The sequence below is a fragment of the Pseudomonas sp. 14P5.3.2 genome, from assembly GCF_057799175.1.
Map to the genome: position 1 here is coordinate 1 of NZ_JBYOKU010000039.1, position 24,128 is coordinate 24,128.

The window sequence follows — 24,128 nt, forward strand, 5'->3', positions numbered from 1 at the left end:
AAAGTGGGGGGGCTTAGCACCGCGGTTGGTTGAATGACGCACCGCTTTCGCGAGAAAGCCCGCTCCCACAGTTTGAACGGTGTTGCCTTTAGATGTGGGACAATACCCGCCACTTTCAGCCATACCCGAATCGATCACACCCATGAACGCCCCCCGCACCCCCAAACCTGCGCGCAAGAAGCCTGATGCCGCGACCCCGACCAAAGCCGTTGAGTCGCGTGAAAAGGCCAGCCTGCACCCGCGCAATCGCCACCAGGGTCGCTATGACTTCCCGGCGCTGATCAAGACCACGCCGGAACTGGCGAAGTTCGTGATCACCAACCCGTACGGCAAGGAAAGCATCGACTTCGCCAGCCCCGATGCGGTGCGTGTGTTCAACCGGGCGCTGCTCAAGTCCTTCTACGGCATCGAGCATTGGGACATTCCCGCGGATTACCTGTGTCCACCGGTCCCGGGCCGTGCCGATTACGTGCACTTCCTCGCTGACTTGCTGGCGAGCATGAACGACGGCAAGGTCCCGCGCGGCGCGATCGTCAATGTGCTGGACATCGGCATGGGCGCCAACTGCGTTTATCCACTGATCGGCAACAGCGAATACCGCTGGCACTTCCTCGGTTCGGAAATCGACCCGACGGCCGTGGCCGCCGCCCGAGCCATCGTCCAGTCCAACGACCTGAACAAGGTCATCAAGCTGCGCCAGCAGGAAAACCGCAAGCACATCCTGATTGGCTTGCTGGAGCCGGGCGAGCGCTTTGACCTGACCATGTGCAACCCGCCGTTCCACGCTTCGATGGAGGAAGCGACCAAGGGCAGCGAGCGCAAATGGCGCGCACTGGGCAAGGCCGATCCGAAACGCAAGCTGCCAGTGCTGAACTTCGGTGGTCAGTCCGCCGAGCTGTGGTGTGAGGGCGGTGAAGCGCGTTTCGTGACGCAACTGATCGCCGAGAGCGCGAACTTCCAGCACAAGGTGCTGTGGTTCAGCACGCTGGTGTCGAAAGCCTCGAACCTGCCCGCCATCGAAACCGCGCTGAAGAAGGCCGGCGTGCTGGAAAGCCAGGTGGTGGAGATGTCGCAAGGGCAGAAGCAGAGCCGCTTTGTGGCGTGGACCTTCCAGACCAAGTCGGAGCAGCAGATCTGGCGTCGCGAGCGCTGGGTTCGCTGACACTGAGCTACTTGTGGGAGCGGGCTTGCTCGCGAAAGCGGTGGATCAGTCAATAAACATGTCGACTGACACTCCGCTTTCGCGAGCAAGCCCGCTCCCACATTTGATTTATGGTGTCAGTAAAAAACGGACACAAAAAAACCGTGCCCGGATCGCTCCGGTGCACGGTTTTTTTATCGCTGCGTCTTACTTGTTCACAGCGTCGGTCAGGCCTTTGGCCACAACCAGCTTGATCACTTTCTTGGCAGGGATTTCGATGGCAGCGCCAGTCGAAGGGTTACGGCCAGTGCGGGCAGGACGCTCGGTCACTTTCAGCTTGCCGATACCTGGCAAGGTGATTTCGCCGCCGTTTTCCAGCTGATCGGCAACGATTTGGCCCAGTTGGTCCAGAGCGTTACGCGCGGTGGTTTTCGGCGCGTCGATAGCTTCAGCGATGTCGGCGATCAGTTGGTCTTTAGTAAGAGCCATGTAGTGTTCCTTCCCTATCAAATTCATATGGATTGCAGAGTGCAGTGTCAGCCATCGAGCCCGATCTTCTGGATCTGGCACCCTCGGCGATAACCACGACGAGTCGGGTTATAGATGCCGAAATCAGGGTTTGGTTCGACCTGACAAATGCTGATTGCACGCTTAACGCAGTGACTTCGCGTAAGACCGGGCAAAACTAGCACAGAGACGGGGAAATATCCGCCTCTAGCTACCCATTTGGTCAGGTTTATTGCTCTAAATCGGTAAAAAACTGCATAAGGACCGCCACCCGCCCCGGATTTGCCCTTCACCCCGCGCCAAAACCAGTGGTTGCGGTACACTGGGCGCTTTTTCGGGGGAGCCTGCCCTCCTCCCTTCCACCAGCCGAGAAGCCCATGCCGATCCGTCATTGCATCGTCCACCTGATCGACAAAAAACCCGACGGCACGCCCGCAGTTCTGCACGCCCGTGACTCTGAACTGGCTGAGTCCGCGGCCATCGAGAACATGCTCGCCGACCTCAACGAGAGCTACAACGCCAAACAGGGCAAAGCCTGGGGCCTGTTCCATCCGGAATCCGGCGCGTTCCCGTTCAGCGGCTGGCTGAAGGAATACATGGACGGTGGCAAGGACTTCGCCGCGTTCAGCAAAGTCGCGGTCGAGCATCTGCAGAAGTTGATGGAAGAGTCGAACCTGTCGGTCGGCGGCCACGTGCTGTTCGCCCACTATCAGCAAGGCATGACCGACTACCTGGCGATCGCCCTGCTGCACCACAGTGAAGGCGTGGCCGTGACCGATGAGCTGGACGTGACCCCGTCGCGTCACCTCGACCTCGGCCAGTTGCACCTGGCGGCGCGGATCAACGTGTCCGAGTGGCAGAACAACAAGCAGTCCAAGCAGTACATCTCGTTCATCAAGGGCAAGAACGGCAAGAAGGTTTCGGAATACTTCCGCGACTTCATCGGCTGCCAGGAAGGCGTCGACGGCCCGGGTGAGACGCGCACCCTGCTCAAAGCCTTCAGCGACTTCGTCGAGAGCGAAGACTTGCCGGAAGACTCCGCCCGCGAAAAAACCAAGACCCTGGTCGATTACGCCAGCAGCCAGGCCAAGCTCGGCGAGCCGATGGGCCTCGAAGAGCTGTCGGAGCTGATCGATGAAGAACGCCCGAAAGCCTTTTACGACCACATCCGCAACAAGGACTACGGTCTGTCGCCGGAGATTCCGGCGGACAAACGCACCCTTAACCAGTTCCGCCGCTTCACCGGCCGCGCCGAAGGCCTGTCGATCAGCTTTGAAGCGCACCTGCTGGGTTCGAAGATCGAGTACGACGAAGAGGCCGGCACCCTGATCATCAAGGGCCTGCCGACCTCGCTCACTGATCAGCTCAAGCGCCGCAACTGATGCTCGGTAATGTGCTGAAGAAGGTCGCACTGGTCCTGCTGGTGGTCGTGGTCTATCAGAACTGGGGCAAGATCGAGCGGGTGTTCAACCCGTCGCAGATGGTCTCGGAGCAGGTTCGTGCCAACGCCAGCGTCGTGCTGTATTCCACCGACTGGTGCGGCTACTGCAAGCAGACCAAGCGTTTTCTCGACAGCAAAGGGATTGCGTTCCAGGAGTTCGACATCGAGAAGGACGCCGAGGCGCGCAAGGCGTATGAAGCGCTGGGTGGACGCGGGATTCCGCTGATTGATGTGAATGGCACGTTGATTCGCGGATTCGACCCGGACGAGATCCTCGCTGCCCTGAAATAACAACTGTGGGAGCGGGCTTGCTCGCGAAAGCGGTGTGCCAGTCAATAATGATCGCGACTGATTCACCGCATTCGCGAGCAAGCCCGCTCCCACAGGTTTTGTGTCTGACTTGCGAGATCAGCGGGCTTCGATGCGGAAACCAAAGCGCGGGAAGTGCACATGCACCACGCCGCCACGCGGGTCTTCGCGGCGCAGGATCAGCTCTTCGCGGCCAGCAAACAGCAACTCACCCACCACCGGATCAACCCCGTAGTCTGTGGCGGCAATCGCCACCTGCTGCCCGGCCTTGAAACCGTTCGGATCGACAAACTGCTCATCCGGCAACGCCGCTGGCGTCGACCTGCGCGCCACTTCCAGCGCTTCCTCAGCCGTCATCTCACTCGCCGCACCATGGCCAAAGCCCAACACGCGCCCCAGCCACGCAGCGACTGCCGGATACTCGTCCACCAACGGCGCAGTGACGTGCGTCGCCTTGAGGAACCACAGCGGATGCGCCAGAGCGAAGTCGGCAATCGACGGCTCACCGAACAGGAAGTCGCCCTGCTCACGCTGCAACTGCTGCTCCAGCCGCGCCATGAGCGTTGGCCACTGATGCTTGGCCTGCTCGGCCGACAGCCGCGTGGCGCTGCCGCCACTGAATAGCCCGGCACGGTCAGCGATAAAGGCCTTGATCGCTTCCGGCGGCAACTTGCCGAAACGCACGGCGACCGATTCCGGCTGGAACACCAGACTGACCGCGTGCTGGAACACCACCGAATCGGCCCACGCCGCGAAGCTGGCACTGGTCATTTCCTGACCTTCAGGGAAGAACGCCGGCAGGGCTTTTTCCTGCTCCAGACGACGGGCGATCAACGACGTGTCGCAATAGATATCGGCACCGATCTGCAACACCGGGGTCTTGCGGTAGCCGCCAGTCAGCGCGGTCAGATCCGGCTTGGGCATCACCGGCGAGATGTGCACCGAGCACCAGGACAAGCCTTTGAAGCCCAACAGCAGACGAGCCTTCTCGGCAAATGGGGAGGTCGGGTAATGATGCAGAATCAACTCGGACATGCTCGGCTCCGCCGCACAAAAAGTGAGTCAGCAGCTTAGCGTGCATTTGGATAGCAGCCTACAGATCTGGCTGATGGGAACCGATCAGTCAGATTGATAAGACGCGACCAGGCATTCCTTGGCGCTCTTGCGCAGCTTCTTGATCAAGCGTTCCTGACGCAACGCATCGCTCTTGTCGCGGCAACGTTCGGTGTAGACCAGCGCCATCGCCGGGCTGGACAGGAAGAAGCGCGCGCCCTTGCCGCTCTGATGCTTGGCGAAGCGGCGCACCGGGTCGTCGCTGATCCCGCAATACAGCGAACCGTTGGCCGCGCGCACGAGGTAGACGAACCAGGACTTGCTCACTGGCTCGACGACATCAAGTGTTTTTTCGCTGAGGCTGGTCACTTCGGGATCTGGACGTGTAGGAAACAGGCCGCGATCTTATCAGCGACCGGCCTGAAATGCCTTCAGCCCTTTCAGCGCCTGCGCACGGACGGCGTTGCGCACCAGCGGCGTCCAGCCCAGCAGCAAGCCTTTGAAACCCAAGGCCTGACGCGACCAGCGCCACAGGTCGAAGTGGTCGTGGTGCTCGCAGATCTTGCCGTCACGAAAGACGAAGCGCGCCTGTATATCGTTGATCACCACGTTGCCGGTCTGGCTGAACAGGTAAGTCGCCACCCAGTGCGCGCCGCCGCTGCGTTCATCGGCGCGGACATTGTCGAAAGTCAGGGAGAAGTCCTTGGCGCGGGTGGTGAGCATGCGCCACATGTCGCCGGCATCGCGCCCACGCAGTTCACCGAAGGCCGGATCGCTGAACACCACATCGTCGGTGTAGCAGGCGGCCATGGCCTCGGCGTCGAGGCGCTGGAAGGCCTGGTAGAAGCGGGTGATCAGGGCGGCGTGGGCTTCGCTCATGGGCAAACTCCAGGAAATGGACAGATTGCCAGCACGATAAGCTGCAAATCGCAGAAACACTATCGGCATTCGCGCAGCGAATACCACGCAAGATTTAAAGCACCGCAAAAACTGTGGGAGCGAGCTTGCTCGCGAAGAGGCAGGCACATTCAACATGATCTGTGCCTGAACCACCGTCTTCGCGAGCAGGCTCGCTCCCACATGGGATATCACTGGCCCCAAAAAAGGGCTACGCGTCAGATTTTTTCGCCTTGCACTTGCACGTACAGCGAGCGGCCGGCACCCAGCCCGGCAATGATCGCCCCGGTGCCGATGATGCCGAAAATCCAGCCCACCGCATTCCAGCCGCCGGTCCAGTCATGCACCACGCCGACCGCGAACGGTCCCATCGAAGCCAGCGTATAACCGAAGCCCTGGGACATGCTCGACAGGTTCGCCGCGACGTGCGAATCCCGTGAGCGCAGCACGATCAAAGTCAGCGCCAGGCTGAACGTACCGCCCTGCCCCAGGCCCAGCAGAATCGCCCAGCCCCACAGGCCTTCAATCGGCGCATACAGGCAACCGAACAGACCACCGAGGGTCAGCGCCATCACCACCACGATCGCCAGCCGCTGATCCTTGCCACGGGTCGCCAGCCACGGCGCCGCCAGCGAACTGGCGAGCTGGATGATCACCGAGCCGGACAGCACCAGCCCGGCCTGGGTCGGGGTCAGCCCGCGGCCGATCAGGATCGACGGCAACCAGCCGAACACGATGTACGCCAGCGACGATTGCAGGCCCATGTACAAGGTCACTTGCCAGGCCAGCGGATCGCGCAACAGCCCACGCACCCGATAGGCGACGTGGTGCGCGCCGTGTTTCTGCCCGACTTGCGGCAGCCAGAACAGCGCCGCCACCAGCGCCGGGATCACCCAGAAACCCAGGCCCAGCGCCCAGCTGTTGTCGAAGTACTCGCTCAACGGCACGGTCGAACCCGCGGCCATTGCCGCACCGAGGCACAGGGCCATGGTGTAGACGCCGGTCATGGTTCCGGCGTGTTTAGCGAAGTCGCGTTTGACGATACCCGGCAGCAGCACGCCGATAATGCCGATGCTCGCGCCACCGAGAACACTGCCGGCGAACAGGCCGATCTCACCGAAGTTACTGCGCACAATGATGCCGGCGGCCAGGGTCAGCAGAATCCCCAGCACCACCCGTTCAGCGCCGAAACGCCGCGCCAGTATCGGCGCCAGCGGTGCGAACAGGCCCAGGCAGAGCACCGGCAACGTGGTCAGCAAACCGGCCTGCGCAGCAGACAGGCCAAGGCTTTTCGACACTTCGCTGAGCAGCGGCGCCATGCTCGACAGCGCCGGGCGCAGATTCAGCGCCACCAGAATCAGCCCCAGCAGCAACAGCCACGGGCGGCGTACCAGCGGATGGCTTTGCTGCACTTGTTCGTCGTCGGCCTCGGCGTCGATCAGCAGTTCTTCGAGTTCTGCCGTGCGCTTGGGGGTTGAGAGGTTGTTCTCGGTTTCAAGGTTCATTGATCAACTGCCTCGATATGGCTTTGGCCCGTTCCGGGTCGCGTTGTTCGACGGCATCGAGCAACTCGATGTGCAGGTCGAACACTTCCTGACGGCGCGGGACGATGTTCAGCGTCTGGCGCAATTGCGCGCCGACGATGCTGGAGAAATAGCGATACAACTCGCTGAGGGTGGGGTTGTGCGCGGCGTCCACCAGACGGCGGTGGAACACCAGATCGCAGGAAATGTAAGTGTCGAGATCGCCGTGGTAGTGGCTGCCGCTGGTGCCGAGCGCTTCGCGCAGCGCCACCAGATCTTCATCGGTGCGGCGCAACGCGGCCAGGCCAATCGCCTCGACCTCGAGGATGTGCCGGGTTTCGCGCGCCTGCTCCAGCGAGCAACGGGACAACGCCTTGAGCGTGTCCATCGGATCGACCACTGCGCGCAGATAACTGCCGTCGCCCTGACGGATTTCGATCAACCCGGAAAACGCCAGCACGCGCATGGCTTCGCGTACGGTGTTGCGGCTGATGCCCAACTCGCTGCACAGCTCCGGCTCGGTCGGCAGCCGTGCGCCGACCTGCCACACGCCATCGGTGATGCGCTGGCGCAGCTGATCCAGGGCCTGATCGACCAGGGATCGCTTGATCAAAGGTGAGATGTCTGTCATGAAATTCGCCCTTTCATCCAATCATAGGATGAATTTCCTGACATGGTAGTCAGGCAACCGAATCGGCACAAGGGGCAAATCGCGGGCAAAAATAAACCCGGAACAGGTCCGGGTTTATTTCATTGCCTGAATTAGATCAATGCAGGATCTGGCTCAGGAACAGTTTGGTGCGGTCATTCTGCGGGTTGTCGAAGAAGTCGTTCGGTGCTGCCTGCTCGACGATTTCGCCCTTGTCCATGAAGATCACGCGGTTGGCCACGGTGCGGGCGAAGCCCATTTCGTGGGTCACGCAGAGCATGGTCATGCCGTCCTCGGCGAGGCCGATCATGGTGTCCAGCACCTCTTTGACCATCTCCGGGTCGAGGGCCGAGGTCGGTTCGTCGAACAGCATGATTTTCGGTTTCATGCACAGTGCGCGAGCAATCGCCACGCGCTGTTGCTGACCGCCGGACAGTTGCCCCGGGAATTTATGCGCCTGCTCCGGAATGCGTACGCGCTCCAGATAATGCATGGCGATTTCCTCGGCCTTGCGCTTGGGCATCTTGCGCACCCACATCGGCGCCAGCGTGCAGTTCTGCAGGATGGTCAGGTGCGGGAACAGGTTGAAGTGCTGGAACACCATGCCGACTTCGCGGCGGATCGCTTCGATCTGCTTGAGGTCGTTGGTCAGTTCCACGCCGTCGACGACGATGCGCCCCTGCTGGTGCTCTTCCAGACGATTGAGGCAGCGGATGGTGGTCGACTTGCCGGAACCCGACGGGCCGCACAGGACGATACGCTCGCCCTGTTTGACGTTGAGGTTGATGTCTTTCAGCACGTGGAACTGGCCGTACCACTTGTTCACGCCCTGCATCTGAATAATGCCTTCAGGGCCCACAGGCTTTTTGATTGCTTCGCTCATTTACCGAGAACTCCTAACGCTTGTGGCCAGTGTCGAGCTTGCGTTCCAGATGCATGGAATAGCGCGACATACCAAAACAGAAAATCCAGAACACCAGGGCGGCGAACACGTAGCCTTCGGTGGCCATGCCCAGCCATTTCGGGTCGGCAGCGGCTTGTTTGACGCTGTTGAGCAGGTCGAACAGGCCGATGATGATCACCAGGCTGGTGTCCTTGAACAGCGCAATAAACGTGTTGACGATGCCCGGAATCACCAGCTTCAGGGCTTGCGGCAGAATCACCAGGCCCATCGCGCGCCAGTAACCGAGGCCCATCGCCGCTGCCGCTTCGTACTGACCTTTGGGGATCGCTTGCAGACCGCCGCGCACCACTTCGGCAACGTAGGCCGACTGGAACAGGATCACCCCGATCAGCGCCCGCAGCAGCTTGTCGAAGTTCATGCCTTCGGGCAGGAACAGCGGCAGCATCACCGAGGACATGAACAGCACCGTGATCAACGGCACGCCGCGCCAGAACTCGATGAAGGTCACGCAGACCACGCGAATCGCCGGCATGTTCGAGCGACGGCCCAGCGCCAGAATGATCCCCAGCGGCAAAGCGCCGGCGATACCGACCGTGGCAATGACCAGCGTCAGCATCAGGCCGCCCCACTGGCTGGTCGCCACGGTGTCGAGGCCGAACACGCCGCCATGCAGCAGGCACCACGCGACGATCGGGTAGATCACCAGGAAGCTCAGGCCGTACACGGCTTTGTGCGCCACGCGTTTGATAAACAGTGGCGCCACGCCGATCACCGCCAGCCACACGGTCAGGTCGACGCGCCAGCGCAGTTCCGCCGGGTAGTAGCCGTACATGAACTGGCCGAAACGCTGCTGAATGAACACCCAGCAGGCGCCGTCCTTGGTGCAGTCGGCGCGGGTGGTGCCGACCCAGTTGGCATCGAGGATCGCCCAACTGAGGATCGGTGGGACTACCAGGTAGATCAGGTAGAACGCGAACAGGGTCAGCAGGGTGTTGAGCCAGCTGGAGAACATGTTGGCGCGTATCCATGCCATCGGGCCGAAGACTTTGGCCGGCGGTGGCATGTCGGGTTTGAAAGTATGGGTTGTCATGCGCGTTTCCTCACCGCTCGATCAGCGCAATGCGCTTGTTGTACCAGTTCATCAGCAGGGAAATGCTGATACTGATCGCCAGGTACACGCTCATGGTGATGGCAATGACTTCGATCGCCTGACCGGTCTGGTTGAGCACGGTGCCGGCGAACAGCGAAACCATTTCCGGATAACCGATACCGGCAGCCAGCGACGAGTTCTTCGCCAGGTTCAGGTATTGGCTGGTCAGCGGCGGAATGATCACTCGCAAGGCTTGCGGAATGATCACCTTGCGCAGGGTCGGGCCGTTGCGCAGGCCGAGCGAACGCGCCGCTTCGGTCTGGCCATGGCTGACCGACTTGATCCCCGAACGGACGATTTCCGCGATGAACGCGGCGGTGTACACGGTCAGCGCCAGGGTCAACGCGAGCAGTTCCGGGATCAGCACCCAGCCACCGACGAAGTTGAAGCCCTTGAGTTGCGGCATTTCCCAGTGCAGCGGCGCGCCGAAGATCAGTGCGCACAGGGTCGGGAGCACCAGCAGGATCGCCACGCCGGTCCAGAACTTGTGGAACGGTACGCCGGTGTCTTCGAAACGCTTGTTGGCCCAGCGGCACATCAGCACGATGGCGACGATGGCCAGCACCACACTGATGACGAACGCCCAGAAGCCGTCAGCCATTTGCGCGGCCGGCATGTTCAGGCCCCGGCTGCTGACGAAGAAGGTGTCGCCGAAGTTATGGCTGTTACGCGGTCCCGGCATGGTCAGGAACACCGCGAAGTACCAGAACAGAATCTGCAGCAGCGGCGGAATGTTGCGGAACACTTCCACATACACGGTCGCCAGTTTGCTGATGATCCAGTTCGGCGACAACCGCGCCACACCGATGATGAAGCCCAGCAGGGTCGCCAGGATCACGCCGATGACGGTCACCAGCAGGGTGTTGAGCAAACCGATCACGAACACCCGGGCGTAGCTGTCCGCTTCGGTGTAGGAAATCAGGTGTTGAGCGATGCCGAACCCGGCACTGCGCTCCAGAAAGCCGAAACCGGAAGTGATGCCCCGGTGCTGCAGGTTGGTCTGGGTGTTGTCGAACAGATACCAGCCCATGGCGACCACCGCCACGACGGTGATGATCTGAAACAGCCACGCACGCACTCGCGGATCGCTGAGGCTGAACCTCTGCTTTGGTGCGCCGATTGAATTTTGCATGAAGTGCCCCGGAAGAAATGGAACAGAACATCACCCGGCGGTTGGCCCGCCGGGTGATAGAACCATTAGCGCACTGGTGGTGCGTACTGAATGCCGCCGTTGGTCCACAGCGCGTTCAGGCCACGGTCGATTTCCAGCGGAGTGCTCTTGCCGAGGTTTTTCTCGAAGATTTCACCGTAGTTACCGACCTGCGAAACGATTTTCACAACCCAGTCCTTCGGCAGTTTCAGGTCCTTGCCGTATTCACCGTCAGCACCCAGCAGACGAGCGACGTCCGGGTTCTTGGTGGATTTGGCTTCTTCCAATACGTTTTTCGACGTCACGCCGGCTTCTTCAGCGTTCAGCAGCGCGTAGCCAACCCAGCGAACGATCGCCAGCCACTCGTCGTCGCCATTACGCACGACCGGGCCCAGCGGTTCTTTGGAGATGGTTTCCGGCAGTACCACGTAGTCTTTTGGCGAAGCCAGTTTGCTGCGCTGTGCGTACAACTGCGACTTGTCGGAGGTCAGCACGTCGCAACGACCGGATTCCAGCGACTTGGCGCTTTCATCGGAGGTGTCGAAAGTGATCGGGGTGTACTTCAGGCCGTTGGCACGGAAGTAGTCGGACACGTTCAGTTCGGTGGTGGTACCGGCCTGGATGCAGATGGTTGCACCGTCCAGTTCCTTGGCACTTTTCACGCCCAGCTTGTTGTTGGCCAGGAAGCCCACGCCGTCGTAGTAAGTGATGAAGCCCGGGAATTTCAGGCCCATGCCGGCGTCACGCGAGCTGGTCATGGTGGTGTTGCGCGAGAGCAGGTCGATTTCGCCGGACTGCAGCGCGGTGAAGCGCTCCTTGGCGTTCAACTGGCTGAACTTGACCTTGTTGGCGTCGCCGAATACCGCAGCGGCCACAGCGCGGCAAACGTCAGCGTCGATCCCGAGGATCTTGCCCGAAGCGTCCGGCACCGAGAAACCCGGCAGACCGTCGCTCACGCCACATTGCACGAAACCTTTCTTCTGCACGGCATCCAGGGTTGCACCCGCCTGAGCGAACCCGCTGACGCCGAGTACTGCTGCAGCAGTCACGACCGCCAGAGTGGATTTCAACATCTTCATTCAAACCTCCAGTTTTGCTCTTGTTGTGTCGGAGCTTGAGTCCAGTCGCACCCTTTTGAGGCGTTGTTGACCCGTGTTGGCTTTTTTTGGGGTCAACCGACGTAAGACCTTCGCTATGAGTCTAGTAGGAGAAAATCCACATCATGGACAACTCACTTCTCACCAGTCGGCCGAACGGGCTGTAGCCCTTTCACGTTCGCGTTGCCCGTAGCGGCCATTGGCGAACATCCATCACCGGATTCTTTGCAATCCCGTCGCAAGTCGTACACTGATAGTGTTACCGCCACACGCGAGATCGGTTGCACGCTGAGAGCCATAGCAAAGCCCGTACCACACCGCTTGCTGAAGCGATTGTGCGACAGGTCAAGAGCAAAACTTGTAGCCTTGCGACATCTTGTTAACTGATCGACCGGGCGCGCACGCAAATCACGCACTTATTGAGAGCGCCCGCACATTTTTGGAGCAGCCATGACCGAGCCCCTGATTCTTGAACCCGTAAAGCCCGCAGACGCCTGCGTTATCTGGCTGCACGGCCTCGGCGCTGACCGCTATGACTTCCTGCCGGTGGCCGAAGCGCTGCAGGAACGCCTGCTGACGACCCGCTTCGTATTGCCGCAAGCGCCGACCCTGCCCGTCACCATCAATGGCGGTTACGCGATGCCGAGCTGGTACGACATAAAGGCCATGAGCCCGGCGCGGGCGATTGACCGTGACCAGTTGGAAGCGTCAGCGGATCGCATCATTGAATTGATCGAAAAGGAGCGCGCCAGCGGAATAGACGCTTCGCGGATTTTTCTCGCCGGGTTTTCCCAGGGGGGCGCCGTCGTTCTGCACACCGCTTATATAAAGTGGCAAGGTCCTTTGGGTGGCGTACTTGCCCTCTCCACCTATGCCCCGACCTTTACCGACGAGATGGAGCTGTCAGCCAGTCAGCAGCGCATTCCCGCCCTTTGCTTGCACGGCCAACGCGATGGCGTGGTACTCAACGCCATGGGCCGCAGTGCTTACGAGCATTTAAACAAGCATGGTGTCACCGTGACATGGCAGGAATACCCAATGGAGCACGAAGTGTTACCCGAAGAAATTCGCGACATCGGCGTCTGGCTGAACGAGCGCCTGCGCTGATTCGGCCGCTTGCCGGACCGCTTTGATCATCCCACTACGCCGCGCCCGTTTCTTGCATTACACTGGCCGGCGTACATTCCTTAACCAATTGATGAGATGACCGTGCTCGAAGCACTCAAGAAAATGTTCGGTAAAAGCGAGGCTGAGCAGCTCGCGCCAGTTCCCAGTGCGCCGTCGCACGCCCCCGGCCCTCGCAGCGATGCGCCCAAGGTTGAACGTCCGGCACCGGTAGCGACACCCGAGCCCGAGCCGCAACCCGCTATCGCCGCCGAACCGGCCCGCGCCGAAGCAGCGAAACCGGCCAGACCGCGCCGCGAACCGAAGCCCAAGGCACCGGTCATTCCCTGGAAACTCGAAGACTTCGTCGTCGAACCCCAGGAAGGCAAGACCCGCTTCCACGATTTCAAACTCGCTCCGGAACTGATGCACGCCATCCAGGATCTGGGCTTTCCATACTGCACACCGATCCAGGCGCAGGTGCTGGGCTTCACCCTCGCCGGCAAAGACGCCATCGGCCGCGCGCAGACCGGCACCGGCAAGACCGCCGCGTTCCTGATCTCGATCATCACTCAGCTGTTGCAGACGCCACCGCCGAAAGAACGCTACATGGGCGAACCCCGTGCGCTGATCATCGCGCCGACCCGTGAGCTGGTGGTGCAGATCGCCAAGGACGCCGCTGACCTGACCAAGTACACCGGCCTAAACGTGATGACGTTCGTTGGCGGCATGGACTTCGACAAACAGCTCAAGCACCTCGAAGCGCGCCACTGCGACATTCTCGTCGCCACCCCGGGCCGGCTGCTCGACTTCAACCAGCGCGGCGACGTGCACCTGGACATGGTCGAAGTGATGGTGCTGGACGAAGCCGACCGCATGCTCGACATGGGTTTCATCCCGCAAGTGCGGCAGATCATTCGCCAGACCCCGCCGAAAAGCGAACGCCAGACCCTGCTGTTCTCCGCGACCTTCACCGAAGACGTGATGAATCTGGCCAAGCAATGGACCACCGATCCGGCGATCGTCGAAATCGAAATCACCAACGTGGCCAACGAAAACGTCGAGCAGCACATCTATGCGGTGGCCGCGGCTGACAAGTACAAACTGCTCTACAACCTGGTCAACGATAACGGCTGGGAGCGCGTGATCGTCTTCGCCAACCGCAAGGACGAAGTGCGCCGTATCGAAGAGCGTCTGGTGCGCGACGGCATCAACGCCGCGCAACTGTCCGGCGACGTGCCGCAGCACAAGCGCATCAAGACCCTGGAAGGCTTCCGCGAAGGCAAGATCCGCGTACTGGTGGCTACCGATGTCGCCGGTCGCGGCATCCACATCGACGGCATCAGCCACGTGATCAACTTCACCCTGCCGGAAGTCCCGGACGACTACGTGCACCGCATCGGCCGCACCGGTCGCGCAGGCGCTGACGGCGTGTCGATCAGCTTTGCCGGCGAAGACGACTCCTACCAGTTGCCGTCGATCGAAGAGAAGCTCGGTCGCAAGATCAGCTGCGAAACACCGCCGACGCACCTGTTGCGTGCGGTTGAGCGCAAGCGCCCGCAGCCGCAGTAAGCGACCTGTAACGCCAAAAGCGCAGCCGGCAACGGACTGCGCTTTTTTTTGTCCGGGGTTTTCAACAGGCGCTTGCGATAGACAACTAAAAGTCCATAATGGACAAATTAGTTTAGATCTAGACCGCGGAGCCTGACATGTCCAGTACACCCTACGTGATCGACCACACCCAGGCCCGCGAGCTGCTGGCGCGCATCGACGTGCCGAAGATCCTGCGCAAGCTGTTCCGCGACCTCGCCGCCGGCCACGCCGTGCAACCGGCGCAGCAACTGGTGGAGTTTCCACAGGGCGCCGGCGACTTCATCAATTATCTGGGGGTGCTGGCCGAGGACGGCGTGTACGGGGTCAAGACCTCACCCTACATCGTCCGCGAGCAAGGGCCACTGGTGACAGCGTGGACGCTGCTGATGTCGATGCACAGCGGCCAGCCGTTGCTGTTGTGCGATGCCGGCGAGCTGACCACCGCGCGTACCGCCGCGACCACGGCGGTGGCGGTCGATGCCCTCGCCCCGCTGAATGCCACACGACTGGCGATCATCGGCAGCGGCAAGGTCGCTCAGGCGCATCTGCATTACGTGAAAGGCCTGCGCGACTGGCAGAACATCAGCGTGTATTCGCCGAGCCTGTCTGAGGATGCGCACACCCAGGCACTGCTGAAAGAAATTTTCCCGGGACTGAAGATTGCCGACAGCCGGGAAACCGCCCTCGACGATGCGGACGTGATCATGCTCTGCACCTCGTCCGCCGGCCCGGTGATCGACCCCGCAGCGTTGGCCAAACCGGCGCTGATCACCTCGATCAGCACCAACGCGCCACGCGCCCATGAGGTGCCGCCGCAGAGCCTGGGCGACATGCAGGTGTTCTGCGACTATCGTCTGACCACGCCGGGGTCGGCCGGTGAAATGTTGATCGCCAGTGAACAACATGGCTGGAGCAAGGACTTGATCGTCGGCGACCTCGCCGACCTGCTCAGCGAGAAAGTGCCGCGCCCCGGTTACGAGCGTCACGTATTTTTCCGTTCAATCGGCCTGGGCCTGGAAGACATTGCGCTGGCCAATGCGGTTTATCACCTGACCAACTAACACCACAAATCCCCTGTAGGAGTGAGCCTGCTCGCGATAGCGGTATATCAGTCAACGATAATGTTGAATGTAAAAGCGCTATCGCGAGCAGGCTCACTCCTACAGGAGATCGCGAACTCCTTGATATTGCGTCCACACCGGAGACCTTTCATGAGCCAGGCAGATTTCATCATCATCGGCGGCGGGATTGCCGGCGCTTCCACCGGGTTCTGGCTGTCGCCCCACGCCAAAGTGATCGTGCTCGAACGTGAATCGCATCCGGCCTACCACTCCACCGGGCGCTCTGCCGCGTTGTACTCCGCGGCCTACGGCACGCCGCAGGTGCGAGCATTGACGCTGGCCAGTCGTGAGTTTTTCGACCATCCGCCGAGCGGCTTCTGCGAGCATCCATTGCTCACGCCGCGCGGTGAAATGACCGTGGATTTCAGCGGTGATGCCGCCGAGCTGCACAACCAGTACCTCAGCGCCAAGGCCACGGTGCCGGAGATGCAACTGCTCAGCGCCGATGAAGCCTGCGCCCGTCTGCCGATTTTGCGTCGGGAAAAAGTCCACGGCGCGATCTACGATCCGACCGCCACCGACATCGACACCGACGCGGTACATCAGGGTTACCTGCGCGGTATCCGCCGCAACAACGGCGAAGTGCACACCGATTGCGAGGTGCTGGGCCTGACACGTGACGCCGATGGCCTCTGGCAGGTGCAAACCAACGGCCAGACCTTCAGCGCTCCGGTCATCATCAACGCCGCCGGCGCCTGGGCCGACAAGATCGGCGCACTGGCTGGCGCGCAAGCGCTGGGCCTGCAACCTAAACGCCGCGCGGCGTTCATTTTCGCCGGCCCCGAGGGCGTGGACATTCATCACTGGCCGATGCTGGTCAGCCTCGACGAATCGTTCTACATGAAGCCCGACGCCGGGATGTTCCTCGGCTCGCCGGCCAACGCCGATCCGGTCGAACCCCACGACGTGCAGCCGGAAGAACTGGACATCGCCATGGGCATCTACCAGATCGAAGAGGCCACGACCCTGACCATCCGCCGTCCGACCCGCACCTGGGCCGGACTGCGCAGCTTCGTCGCCGACGGCGATCTGCTCAGCGGTTTCGATCCACAGGTACCGGGGTTGTTCTGGGTCGCGGCTCAGGGCGGTTACGGCATCCAGACTTCACCGGCCATGGGCCAGGCCAGTGCGGCATTGGTGCGTGGGCAGGCGTTGCCTGAACACCTGCGTCAGTTCGGCCTGAGCAGCGCCATGCTCTCCCCCTCACGGCTGCGCTGAAGGCCCCTGCGGATGACGCGCCCAACGGATTGCGGCACACTCGCAGCGCCCCCGTACACGGGGGCGCTGACGCCGCCTGGAGCTCCACAATCATGACCGCCCCCGAATTCGATCCGGCCCTGGATAACTTCCGTGCCATCGCCGACGCCATCGCCACGTTGTTCTTTCCCCACGCCGAAGTGGTGCTGCACGACCTGCGCACGCAGAAGGTCGACTACATCGCCAACAACCTGTCCAAGCGCGAGATCGGTGACGATTCGTCGCTTGAAGACATGCTCAGCGAGGAGGTCAGCGAGCGCAACATCGGCCCGTACGAAAAGCTCAATTGGGACGGCCAGAAGATTCGCAGCCTGAGCACCGTGCTGCGCGACCGCGACGAGCGGCCGCTGGCGGTGCTGTGCATCAACCTGAATATTTCGCTGTTCGAAAATGCCAAGGCGGCGCTGGACCTGTTCCTGTCGCCAAGCAAACTGATCCCGCAGCCGGATTCACTGTTCCGCGATGACTGGCAGGAACGCATCAACACCTTCCTCCACGCCTGGCTGCGCGAGCGGCAACTGAGCCTGAATCTGCTGACCCGCGATCACAAGCGCGAACTAGTACTGGCCCTGCACGCCGAGGGCGCGTTCAAGGGCAAGAGTGCCTCGAACTATGTGGCCAATGTGCTGAACATGGGGCGGGCGACGGTGTACAAGCATTTGAAGGAATTGAAGGGCTGAAGATCTGCATTGGCAGTTACGGCCTCTTCGCGAGCAAGCTCGCTCCCACAGGGATTTTTGAATGCCATAAATCTAATGTGGGAGCGAGCTTGCTCGCGAAAGCGGTAGATCAGTCGCCGTAGATGTCCGACTTGAAATACTTCTGGGAAATCTTCTGATACTCGCCACTCGCACGAATCCCGTCGATGGCCGTGTTCAACTCGCTGACCAACTCGGTATTGCCCTTGCGCACCGCGATCCCCGCGCCCTCGCCCACGTACTTCGGATCCTTCAGCTCCGGCCCGACAAACGCATAACCCTTGCCGCGCGGCATCGACAGGAAATCATTCAACGGAATGGTGTCAGCGAAAATCGCGTCGAGCCGCCCGGCCGCCAGGTCCATGTAGATTTCTTCGTTATTGCCGTAGCGTTTGACGTTGATGCCCTTGGGCTCAAACACCTCGGTGGCATAACGGTCGGTGGTGGTGGCGCGCTGCACACCGACGGTCTTGCCCTTGAGGCTGGCGTACTGGTCGTCGACCGTGGCGCCGTCCTTCATCACCAGTCGCGAGGAAGTGAAGTAGTACTTGTGGGTGAAATCCACCGACTTCTTGCGGTCTTCGTTGATGGTCATCGACGACAAGGCCATGTCGATTTTCTTCACTTTCAGCGAAGGAATCAGACCATCGAATTCACCCTCGACCCACACACACTTGACCTTCATCTGCGCGCACAGGGCGTTGCCGATGTCGTAGTCGAAACCGACGATCTCGCCTTTGTCGGTCTTCGAGGCGAACGGTGGATAAGCGGCCTCGATGCCGATGCGCAAGGTTTTCTCGGCAGCGAATGAGCTGGTGCACGCCAACAAGCTCAGGGCCAGACCGGTGATCAGGGGGAGTTTCTTCATGTTCGTTTTCTCGCGGGTTGTTGTTGGTTTGGCAAGACAGAAGAAAAGAGCTGGAACGGTTTTTGTACTTGTAAATCCATACTGGACTTTAACGTACACATCGTCAATCAGGCAGCAGAGATTGATCCGCCTCGCTATCCGATGCGGTGTCATTCAGTCTGGGGCGATGCTGATGGCCTCTTCGCGAGCAAGCCCGCTCCCACATTGGAAATGCGTTCTCCTGTGGGAGCGGGCTTGCTCGCGAAGACGGACTTGAAGGCGCTGTAAAAACTACTTCTTCCAGCGATCTGCAGCGGCATGATCACTGTCACGCCCTTCCACCCAGCGCGGGCCATCGCTGGTGGTTTCTTTCTTCCAGAACGGCGCGCGGGTTTTCAGGTAGTCCATGACAAAGGCACAGGCGTCGAACGCCGCCTGGCGATGGGCGCTGGCGGCGCCGACAAACACGATCGGCTCGCCCGGTTCCAGCGCGCCGATGCGGTGCAGCACTTCGAGCTTCAGCAGCGGCCAGCGCTGTTCGGCCTCGACGGCGATCTTGCCAAGGGCTTTTTCGGTCATGCCCGGATAATGTTCAAGGAACATCCCGGCCACATCCAGCCCGTCATTGAAGTCGCGCACGTAGCCGACAAAACTCACCACCGCGCCGACACCGACATTCGCCGCGTGCATCGCGTTGACTTCAGCGCCGGGATCGAACGCCGTGGACTGCACCCGAATCGCCATGCCTCAGCCTCCGGTCACAGTGGGGAAAAACGCCACTTCGTCACCGTCGCTCACCGGCTCGTCGAGCTGACACAGGTCTTCGTTGCGTGCGCACATCAGGTTCTGTTCGCTCAACACCTCGGCGCCATCGCGTTGCGCGAGCAGCGCACGCACATCGTCGACAGTGGCGAAATCGCCTTCGACCGCGACCGAGTCCACACCCAGCGCTTCACGGTAACGGGCAAAAAATTTCACGGTCAGGTTCATGGCTGCTCCGCCTGGAAATGCCCGCTCTTGCCGCCGACCTTCTCCAGCAGACGTACGCTTTCGATGACCATGCCGCGGTCCACCGCTTTGCACATGTCGTAAATGGTCAGCGCCGCGACGCTGGCAGCGGTCAGCGCTTCCATCTCGACGCCGGTCTGCCCGGACAGTTTGCAGCGGGCGACGATGCGCACGCTGTCGTCACCTTCAGCGCTGAGTTCGACCTTGACCCCGGTCAGCATCAGCGGATGGCACAACGGGATCAGATCGCTGGTTTTCTTCGCTGCCTGAATGCCGGCAATGCGCGCCACGGCAAACACGTCGCCCTTGGGATGGCCGCCGCTGACGATCATCTGCAGGGTTTCAGGGAGCATGCGCACCAGCGCCTGGGCGGTCGCCTCACGGAACGTCACGGCTTTTTCGGTGACGTCGACCATGTTGGCGCGACCTTGGGAATCGAGATGAGTCAGCACGGGATTACTCCTGATCAGGAGCGTGGATTGTAAACCTGCGGGTCAAATTTCCGCATCACTGATTATGAATTCACCACTGTCCCCTGTGGGAGCGGACTTGCTCGCGAAAACGGTGTATCAGGCACACATTTGGTGGCTGACACACCGCTTTCGCGAGCAAGCCCGCTCCCACATTGGGTGATGCGTTCATCCATAAAAAACGGGCGGCTGTCAGGCCGCCCGTTTTCTGGTGGAGGGTTACAGATGCGATTCGGCGTATTCGGCCAGAATCGAGCGTGGCACCCCTTGCAGGGTGATGTGCACACCGTTGGGGAAATCCTTGAAGCGTTCGGTCAGGTAAGTCAGCCCGGAGCTGGTCGCGGACAGGTAAGGTGTGTCGATCTGTGCCAGGTTGCCCAAGCACACCACTTTGGAACCGGCGCCGGCCCGGGTGATGATGGTTTTCATCTGGTGCGGCGTGAGGTTCTGACATTCGTCGATCAGGATCAGGCTCTGCTGGAAGCTGCGACCGCGAATGTAGTTGAGCGATTTGAACTGCAACGGCACTTTGCTGAGGATGTAGTCGACGCTGCCATGGGTGTTTTCGTCATCCATGTGCAAGGCTTCGAGGTTGTCGGTGATGGCGCCCAGCCAAGGCTCCATTTTTTCCGCTTCGGTGCCCGGCAGGAAGCCGATTTCCTGGTCCAGGCCCTGCACGCTGCGGGTTGCGATGATCCGGCGATAGCGCTTGCTGACCATGGTCTGCTCGATGGCCGCGGCCAGCGCCAGGATGGTTTTACCGGAACCGGCGGCGCCCGACAGGTTGACCAGGTGAATGTCCGGATCCAGCAACGCATACAGCGCCAGGCTCTGGTAGATGTCACGTGGCTTGAGGCCCCAGGCTTCCTGATGCAGCAGCGGTTCCTGGTGCAGGTCGAGGATCAGCAGCCTGTCTTCCTGGATTTCCTTGATCCAGCCGACAAAGCCTTGTTCGTCAATGATGAACTCGTTGATGTGCACCGCCGGCAGGTTGTCGATCAGCTGTACCTGATGCCAGGTGCGGCCGTGATCCTGACGGGTTTCAACCTTGCTCACGCGGTCCCAGAAGGAGCCGGTCATGTTGTGATAACCGTTGGGCAGCAGGGACACGTCATCGACCAGTTGGTCGGTGCTGTAATCCTCGGCCGCGATCCCGCAGGCGCGCGCCTTGAGGCGCATGTTGATGTCTTTGGTAACCAGCACCACGGCCTTCTTCGGATCACGGGTGTGCAGGTCGATCAGTTGGTTGATGATTTTGTTGTCGTTCAGATGCTCGGGCAGAATCAGGTTCGACTCGGCCTGTTTGCTCATCAGAATTGACAGCAAGCCCTTCGGCCCGCCCTTGCCGCGCTGAATCGGCACACCCAGCTCGACGTCCTCGGGGGAGGCATCGCCCAGGGTCTTGTCGATCAGCCGGATCGCCTGGCGGCATTCGGCAGCAACGCTGTGATGGCCGCTCTTGAGCTTGTCCAGCTCTTCGAGCACGGTCATCGGGATCGCGACGTGGTGTTCTTCGAAATTCAGCAGGGCATTTGGATCGTGAATCAATACGTTGGTATCGAGTACATAAAGGATTGGCTGGTTGGAAGAAGGGCTACGTCCGTGATCATCCATACTCGGTCACCTTTGTGGGAGCCATTCGACGCAATACCTGGGCGGTGCTGCGCCTCGAAGTGACTGCCGAACTCATCCACGAGGGCCTGGATGAACTGCACACAAAAGGAGTCTTGGAAGACGCCACCTGTGTTGCAGGTTTCGGCGGTCTGTCTTCGTAATACTCCAAAACCCATGACATAAAAAAGCACTTTGACGGTTTTTTTAAGTTTATTTTGCAGAGTGACGAAAAGCCCTTGGCGGACTGTCCAGACCCCGCTAAAGTCGGAAGTCCGCCTGCATCGAATTCTCTAGAAAAATCGCCCCAAGCCCAATGTTTCCGGGCTTTTTCCGTTTGTCAGCGAAACCCGTCCTGACAGTCCTCAAAGCCGATGCCGCTTTGCGCAGTTTGCGTGATCAGCCACGGCAACGCGGTCTTAACCGCATCCTGTTTCATGTTGAAATTGATCACCCCGTGACGCCACAGCAGCATCAGGGTCAGCACCCGCTGCGCGCTCGGCGCGCCCTTGAGCTTGCCTGCACCGTCCTGGGCATCGATGTCCCACAGCGCCACTTGCAGGCCCTGATTGCGGAAGAAGCTGCCAGCATCACTGCGGCGCTGACCTTCCGGTGGACGGAACAGCGGTACGTAATTCTCCGGCAACTTGTTCTTTACCAGATCGCTGCTGCGGCGCACCGAGTCCTGCCAGTCCTGCCAGTGGCTGTGGGAGCGGAACTCCCAGCCCTGAACACCGACGCATTGCTTCGAGAACTCCGACTGCAGGTTGCTCACCGAGCGATCGGCCAGCCGCGCCTGCACATCCTTACCCAACAGGAAGAACGTGCCGCTGAGGTTGGATTTGCGCAGGTAGTCGGCGATCCAGTCGGTGTTATCCGGCTGCAGATTGGCGGCGCTGTCGAAACTCAGCAGAAACAGCCGATCGTGCATCTCGTCGCCGTTGCGCTCGTAGTCGCCGAAGTGATCGACTTCGCTGCTGGTCTGCGGCGACAGCGCGGCCTTGCGCATCAGCTCGTCCAGGTACTGCAGATGAAACAAGCGGCTCGGCTCGGCCCACTTGGTGTAATAGCTGTCATCGCTGACCACAAACTTGGCGGCCTGCTCGCGCAGGGTCGGCAGGTCTTCGACGAGGAAGCAGAACGAGGCGTCCTGATCGCAGCTCTGCTGGGCGAAGTTGTAGTTGGCCAACAGACGTTCCCAGAGTCGCTGACGCAGGCGGCTGATCGCGTCGACGTTGACCGTACGCAACCCCAGACGCTGGGCCAGCGCGGCCTCGTCCAGCGCTTCGGTGCCGAGCAGGCCCCGGGCGAACATGAGGATTTCCGCGCGCGAAGCAACGTCGAACAGCGTCGGGCTGCTCAGTTGTTCGGGCCAGGTGCTGCGATCCAGCGTCGCCACATCACCCGGTGCCGCCATGGCCCCGAAGCTCAACAGCCACGCGGTGAATAAAAGAACAATGCGCAAAGGGGTGTCTCCATAACCAAACCCGCGCGGCACTATAGCTGATCCCGCGCGATTCCCCTCAGCCACTCCGATTCCCTGTGGGAGGGGGCTTGCTCCCGAATGCGGTGTGTCATTCAGCAAATATGGCGACTGACACGGCCTCTTCGGGAGCAAGCCCCCTCCCACAGGGAAATGTGGCGAGCCGTCGATCACCTATGGGCTTGATAGCTGGAGTCAACTCGGCCAACCCCCTAGAATCGCCCCCACGATTAAAGGAGACGACTTCATGCTGATGGTGATTTCCCCCGCCAAGACCCTCGATTACGAAACACCGCCGGCGACCCAGCGCTTCACCCAGCCGCAATACCTCGACCATTCCCAGGAGCTGATCCAGCAACTGCGCGAACTGAGTCCGGCACAGATCAGCGAACTGATGCACGTGTCCGACAAGATCGGCGGCCTGAATGCCGCGCGTTTCGGCAGCTGGACGCCCGCCTTCACCCCGGAAAACGCCAAGCAGGCCCTGCTCGCGTTCAAGGGTGACGTCTACACCGGCCTTGATGCGCAATCGTTCAGCGAAGCCCAGTTCGACTATGCGCAGAAGCATCTGCGCATGCTCTCCGGCCTCTATGGCCTGTTGCGTCCGCTGGATTTGATGCAACCGTATCGTCTGGAAATGGGCACCAAACTGGCCAATGCCCGTGGCAAGGATCTGTACGCGTTCTGGGGCACGCGCATCAGCGAATGGCTCAACGAAGCGCTGGCCGAACAAGGCGACGACGTGCTGCTGAACCTGGCGTCCAACGAGTACTTCTCGGCAGTCAAGCGCAGTGCCCTGAACGCGCGGATCATCAATACCGAGTTCAAGGATCTGAAGAACGGCCAGTACAAGATCATCAGCTTCTACGCGAAAAAGGCCCGAGGCCTGATGAGCCGCTTCGTGATTCAGGAGCAGATCAACGATCCGGCCGCCCTGAAACAGTTCGATGTGCAGGGTTATCGCTACAGCGCCGAGCAGTCGAAACCGGACAATCTGGTGTTTCTGCGCGACCACGCTCCGGAATAAAGCATGCCCATTGCACGACTCTTTCTATAAAGAGTCGTGCAGCTCGCACGACGTCAAAAATCCCTCGCCACATTTCGCCGTTTTATTG

Annotated in this window: 25 protein-coding genes; 9 read left to right on the forward strand and 16 right to left on the reverse strand. The window is 60.6% G+C overall.

The features are described 5' to 3' along the window. Positions 1-142: 142 nt before the first annotated feature. Positions 143-1,162, forward strand: a complete 1,020-nt coding sequence (gene rlmF / locus AC27VU_RS24330; protein WP_103519983.1) for a 23S rRNA (adenine(1618)-N(6))-methyltransferase RlmF — start codon at positions 143-145, stop codon at positions 1,160-1,162. Between the two features lie 186 nt (positions 1,163-1,348). Here rlmF and AC27VU_RS24335 read toward each other — a convergent pair whose 3' ends face one another. Further along, positions 1,349-1,630: an HU family DNA-binding protein gene (locus AC27VU_RS24335; RefSeq protein WP_003221909.1), complete on the reverse strand. Its 282-nt coding sequence runs from the start codon at positions 1,628-1,630 to the stop codon at positions 1,349-1,351. Between the two features lie 395 nt (positions 1,631-2,025). On the opposite strand from AC27VU_RS24335, the gene yejK reads away from it, so the two are divergent. Both yejK and AC27VU_RS24345 read left to right on the forward strand, forming a co-directional pair. Then, positions 2,026-3,030 (forward strand): nucleoid-associated protein YejK, encoded by a 1,005-nt coding sequence (yejK, locus tag AC27VU_RS24340; RefSeq protein WP_003221908.1) that lies wholly within the window; start codon positions 2,026-2,028, stop codon positions 3,028-3,030. Continuing rightward, positions 3,030-3,380, forward strand: a complete 351-nt coding sequence (locus AC27VU_RS24345; protein WP_003221906.1) for a glutaredoxin family protein — start codon at positions 3,030-3,032, stop codon at positions 3,378-3,380. The genes yejK and AC27VU_RS24345 overlap by 1 nt, the downstream gene beginning before the upstream one ends. Positions 3,381-3,497: 117 nt before the next feature. Here AC27VU_RS24345 and AC27VU_RS24350 read toward each other — a convergent pair whose 3' ends face one another. The 9 genes from AC27VU_RS24350 to AC27VU_RS24390 all read right to left on the reverse strand — a co-directional run bounded on the left by AC27VU_RS24350 (position 3,498) and on the right by AC27VU_RS24390 (position 11,803). Further along, complete coding sequence (locus AC27VU_RS24350; protein ID WP_488725070.1) at positions 3,498-4,433, reverse strand: glutathione S-transferase family protein; 936 nt, start codon at positions 4,431-4,433, stop codon at positions 3,498-3,500. A gap of 84 nt (positions 4,434-4,517) precedes the next feature. Next, positions 4,518-4,820 (reverse strand): GIY-YIG nuclease family protein, encoded by a 303-nt coding sequence (locus AC27VU_RS24355; RefSeq protein WP_488725071.1) that lies wholly within the window; start codon positions 4,818-4,820, stop codon positions 4,518-4,520. Positions 4,821-4,859: 39 nt separating this feature from the next. Beyond that, positions 4,860-5,330: a nuclear transport factor 2 family protein gene (locus AC27VU_RS24360; RefSeq protein ID WP_003221901.1), complete on the reverse strand. Its 471-nt coding sequence runs from the start codon at positions 5,328-5,330 to the stop codon at positions 4,860-4,862. 236 nt (positions 5,331-5,566) lie between these two features. After that, entirely contained in the window at positions 5,567-6,853 is a 1,287-nt protein-coding gene (locus AC27VU_RS24365) for a CynX/NimT family MFS transporter (RefSeq protein WP_488725072.1), read from the reverse strand. Continuing rightward, complete coding sequence (locus AC27VU_RS24370; RefSeq protein ID WP_338800873.1) at positions 6,843-7,502, reverse strand: FadR/GntR family transcriptional regulator; 660 nt, start codon at positions 7,500-7,502, stop codon at positions 6,843-6,845. The genes AC27VU_RS24365 and AC27VU_RS24370 overlap by 11 nt, the downstream gene beginning before the upstream one ends. Before the next feature lie 136 nt (positions 7,503-7,638). After that, positions 7,639-8,403, reverse strand: coding sequence for an amino acid ABC transporter ATP-binding protein (locus AC27VU_RS24375; RefSeq protein ID WP_003221897.1), 765 nt, complete (start codon positions 8,401-8,403; stop codon positions 7,639-7,641). Between the two features lie 13 nt (positions 8,404-8,416). Continuing rightward, positions 8,417-9,514, reverse strand: a complete 1,098-nt coding sequence (locus AC27VU_RS24380; RefSeq protein ID WP_003221895.1) for an amino acid ABC transporter permease — start codon at positions 9,512-9,514, stop codon at positions 8,417-8,419. Positions 9,515-9,524: 10 nt separating this feature from the next. Then, positions 9,525-10,706, reverse strand: coding sequence for an amino acid ABC transporter permease (locus AC27VU_RS24385; RefSeq protein WP_103484922.1), 1,182 nt, complete (start codon positions 10,704-10,706; stop codon positions 9,525-9,527). A 65-nt stretch (positions 10,707-10,771) separates the two neighbouring features. Further along, positions 10,772-11,803: an amino acid ABC transporter substrate-binding protein gene (locus AC27VU_RS24390; protein ID WP_047292688.1), complete on the reverse strand. Its 1,032-nt coding sequence runs from the start codon at positions 11,801-11,803 to the stop codon at positions 10,772-10,774. A gap of 468 nt (positions 11,804-12,271) precedes the next feature. Here AC27VU_RS24390 and AC27VU_RS24395 point away from each other — a divergent pair, with 468 nt between their 5' ends. From AC27VU_RS24395 to AC27VU_RS24415, 5 genes are all read left to right on the forward strand, one after another. Then, positions 12,272-12,928, forward strand: coding sequence for an alpha/beta hydrolase (locus AC27VU_RS24395; RefSeq protein WP_488725073.1), 657 nt, complete (start codon positions 12,272-12,274; stop codon positions 12,926-12,928). Between the two features lie 96 nt (positions 12,929-13,024). Next, on the forward strand, positions 13,025-14,497 hold the full coding sequence (gene rhlB, locus AC27VU_RS24400) for an ATP-dependent RNA helicase RhlB (RefSeq protein ID WP_338800871.1): 1,473 nt from the start codon (positions 13,025-13,027) through the stop codon (positions 14,495-14,497). 137 nt (positions 14,498-14,634) lie between these two features. Beyond that, positions 14,635-15,579 (forward strand): ornithine cyclodeaminase family protein, encoded by a 945-nt coding sequence (locus AC27VU_RS24405; protein WP_488725074.1) that lies wholly within the window; start codon positions 14,635-14,637, stop codon positions 15,577-15,579. A gap of 150 nt (positions 15,580-15,729) precedes the next feature. Beyond that, positions 15,730-16,857: an NAD(P)/FAD-dependent oxidoreductase gene (locus AC27VU_RS24410; RefSeq protein ID WP_003221885.1), complete on the forward strand. Its 1,128-nt coding sequence runs from the start codon at positions 15,730-15,732 to the stop codon at positions 16,855-16,857. A 92-nt stretch (positions 16,858-16,949) separates the two neighbouring features. Then, complete coding sequence (locus AC27VU_RS24415; protein ID WP_003221883.1) at positions 16,950-17,576, forward strand: helix-turn-helix transcriptional regulator; 627 nt, start codon at positions 16,950-16,952, stop codon at positions 17,574-17,576. A gap of 109 nt (positions 17,577-17,685) precedes the next feature. Here the strand turns inward: AC27VU_RS24415 and AC27VU_RS24420 are convergent, their stop codons facing one another. The 6 genes from AC27VU_RS24420 to AC27VU_RS24445 form a co-directional block, all read right to left on the reverse strand. Further along, on the reverse strand, positions 17,686-18,462 hold the full coding sequence (locus tag AC27VU_RS24420; protein WP_201135742.1) for an ABC transporter substrate-binding protein: 777 nt from the start codon (positions 18,460-18,462) through the stop codon (positions 17,686-17,688). Positions 18,463-18,732: 270 nt separating this feature from the next. Then, positions 18,733-19,185, reverse strand: a complete 453-nt coding sequence (gene moaE / locus AC27VU_RS24425; RefSeq protein WP_103484926.1) for a molybdopterin synthase catalytic subunit MoaE — start codon at positions 19,183-19,185, stop codon at positions 18,733-18,735. Between the two features lie 3 nt (positions 19,186-19,188). Further along, positions 19,189-19,431, reverse strand: a complete 243-nt coding sequence (gene moaD / locus AC27VU_RS24430) for a molybdopterin converting factor subunit 1 (protein ID WP_103521386.1) — start codon at positions 19,429-19,431, stop codon at positions 19,189-19,191. Beyond that, a complete protein-coding gene (moaC, locus tag AC27VU_RS24435; RefSeq protein ID WP_095138249.1) occupies positions 19,428-19,901 on the reverse strand; it encodes a cyclic pyranopterin monophosphate synthase MoaC in 474 nt (157 codons plus the stop codon). The genes moaD and moaC overlap by 4 nt, the downstream gene beginning before the upstream one ends. Positions 19,902-20,138: 237 nt before the next feature. Continuing rightward, complete coding sequence (locus AC27VU_RS24440) at positions 20,139-21,533, reverse strand: PhoH family protein (RefSeq protein ID WP_003221872.1); 1,395 nt, start codon at positions 21,531-21,533, stop codon at positions 20,139-20,141. Between the two features lie 337 nt (positions 21,534-21,870). After that, entirely contained in the window at positions 21,871-22,947 is a 1,077-nt protein-coding gene (locus tag AC27VU_RS24445) for a polysaccharide deacetylase family protein (RefSeq protein WP_410017534.1), read from the reverse strand. Between the two features lie 313 nt (positions 22,948-23,260). Here AC27VU_RS24445 and yaaA point away from each other — a divergent pair, with 313 nt between their 5' ends. Continuing rightward, positions 23,261-24,040, forward strand: a complete 780-nt coding sequence (yaaA, locus tag AC27VU_RS24450; protein WP_003221868.1) for a peroxide stress protein YaaA — start codon at positions 23,261-23,263, stop codon at positions 24,038-24,040. Positions 24,041-24,128 lie beyond the last annotated feature (88 nt).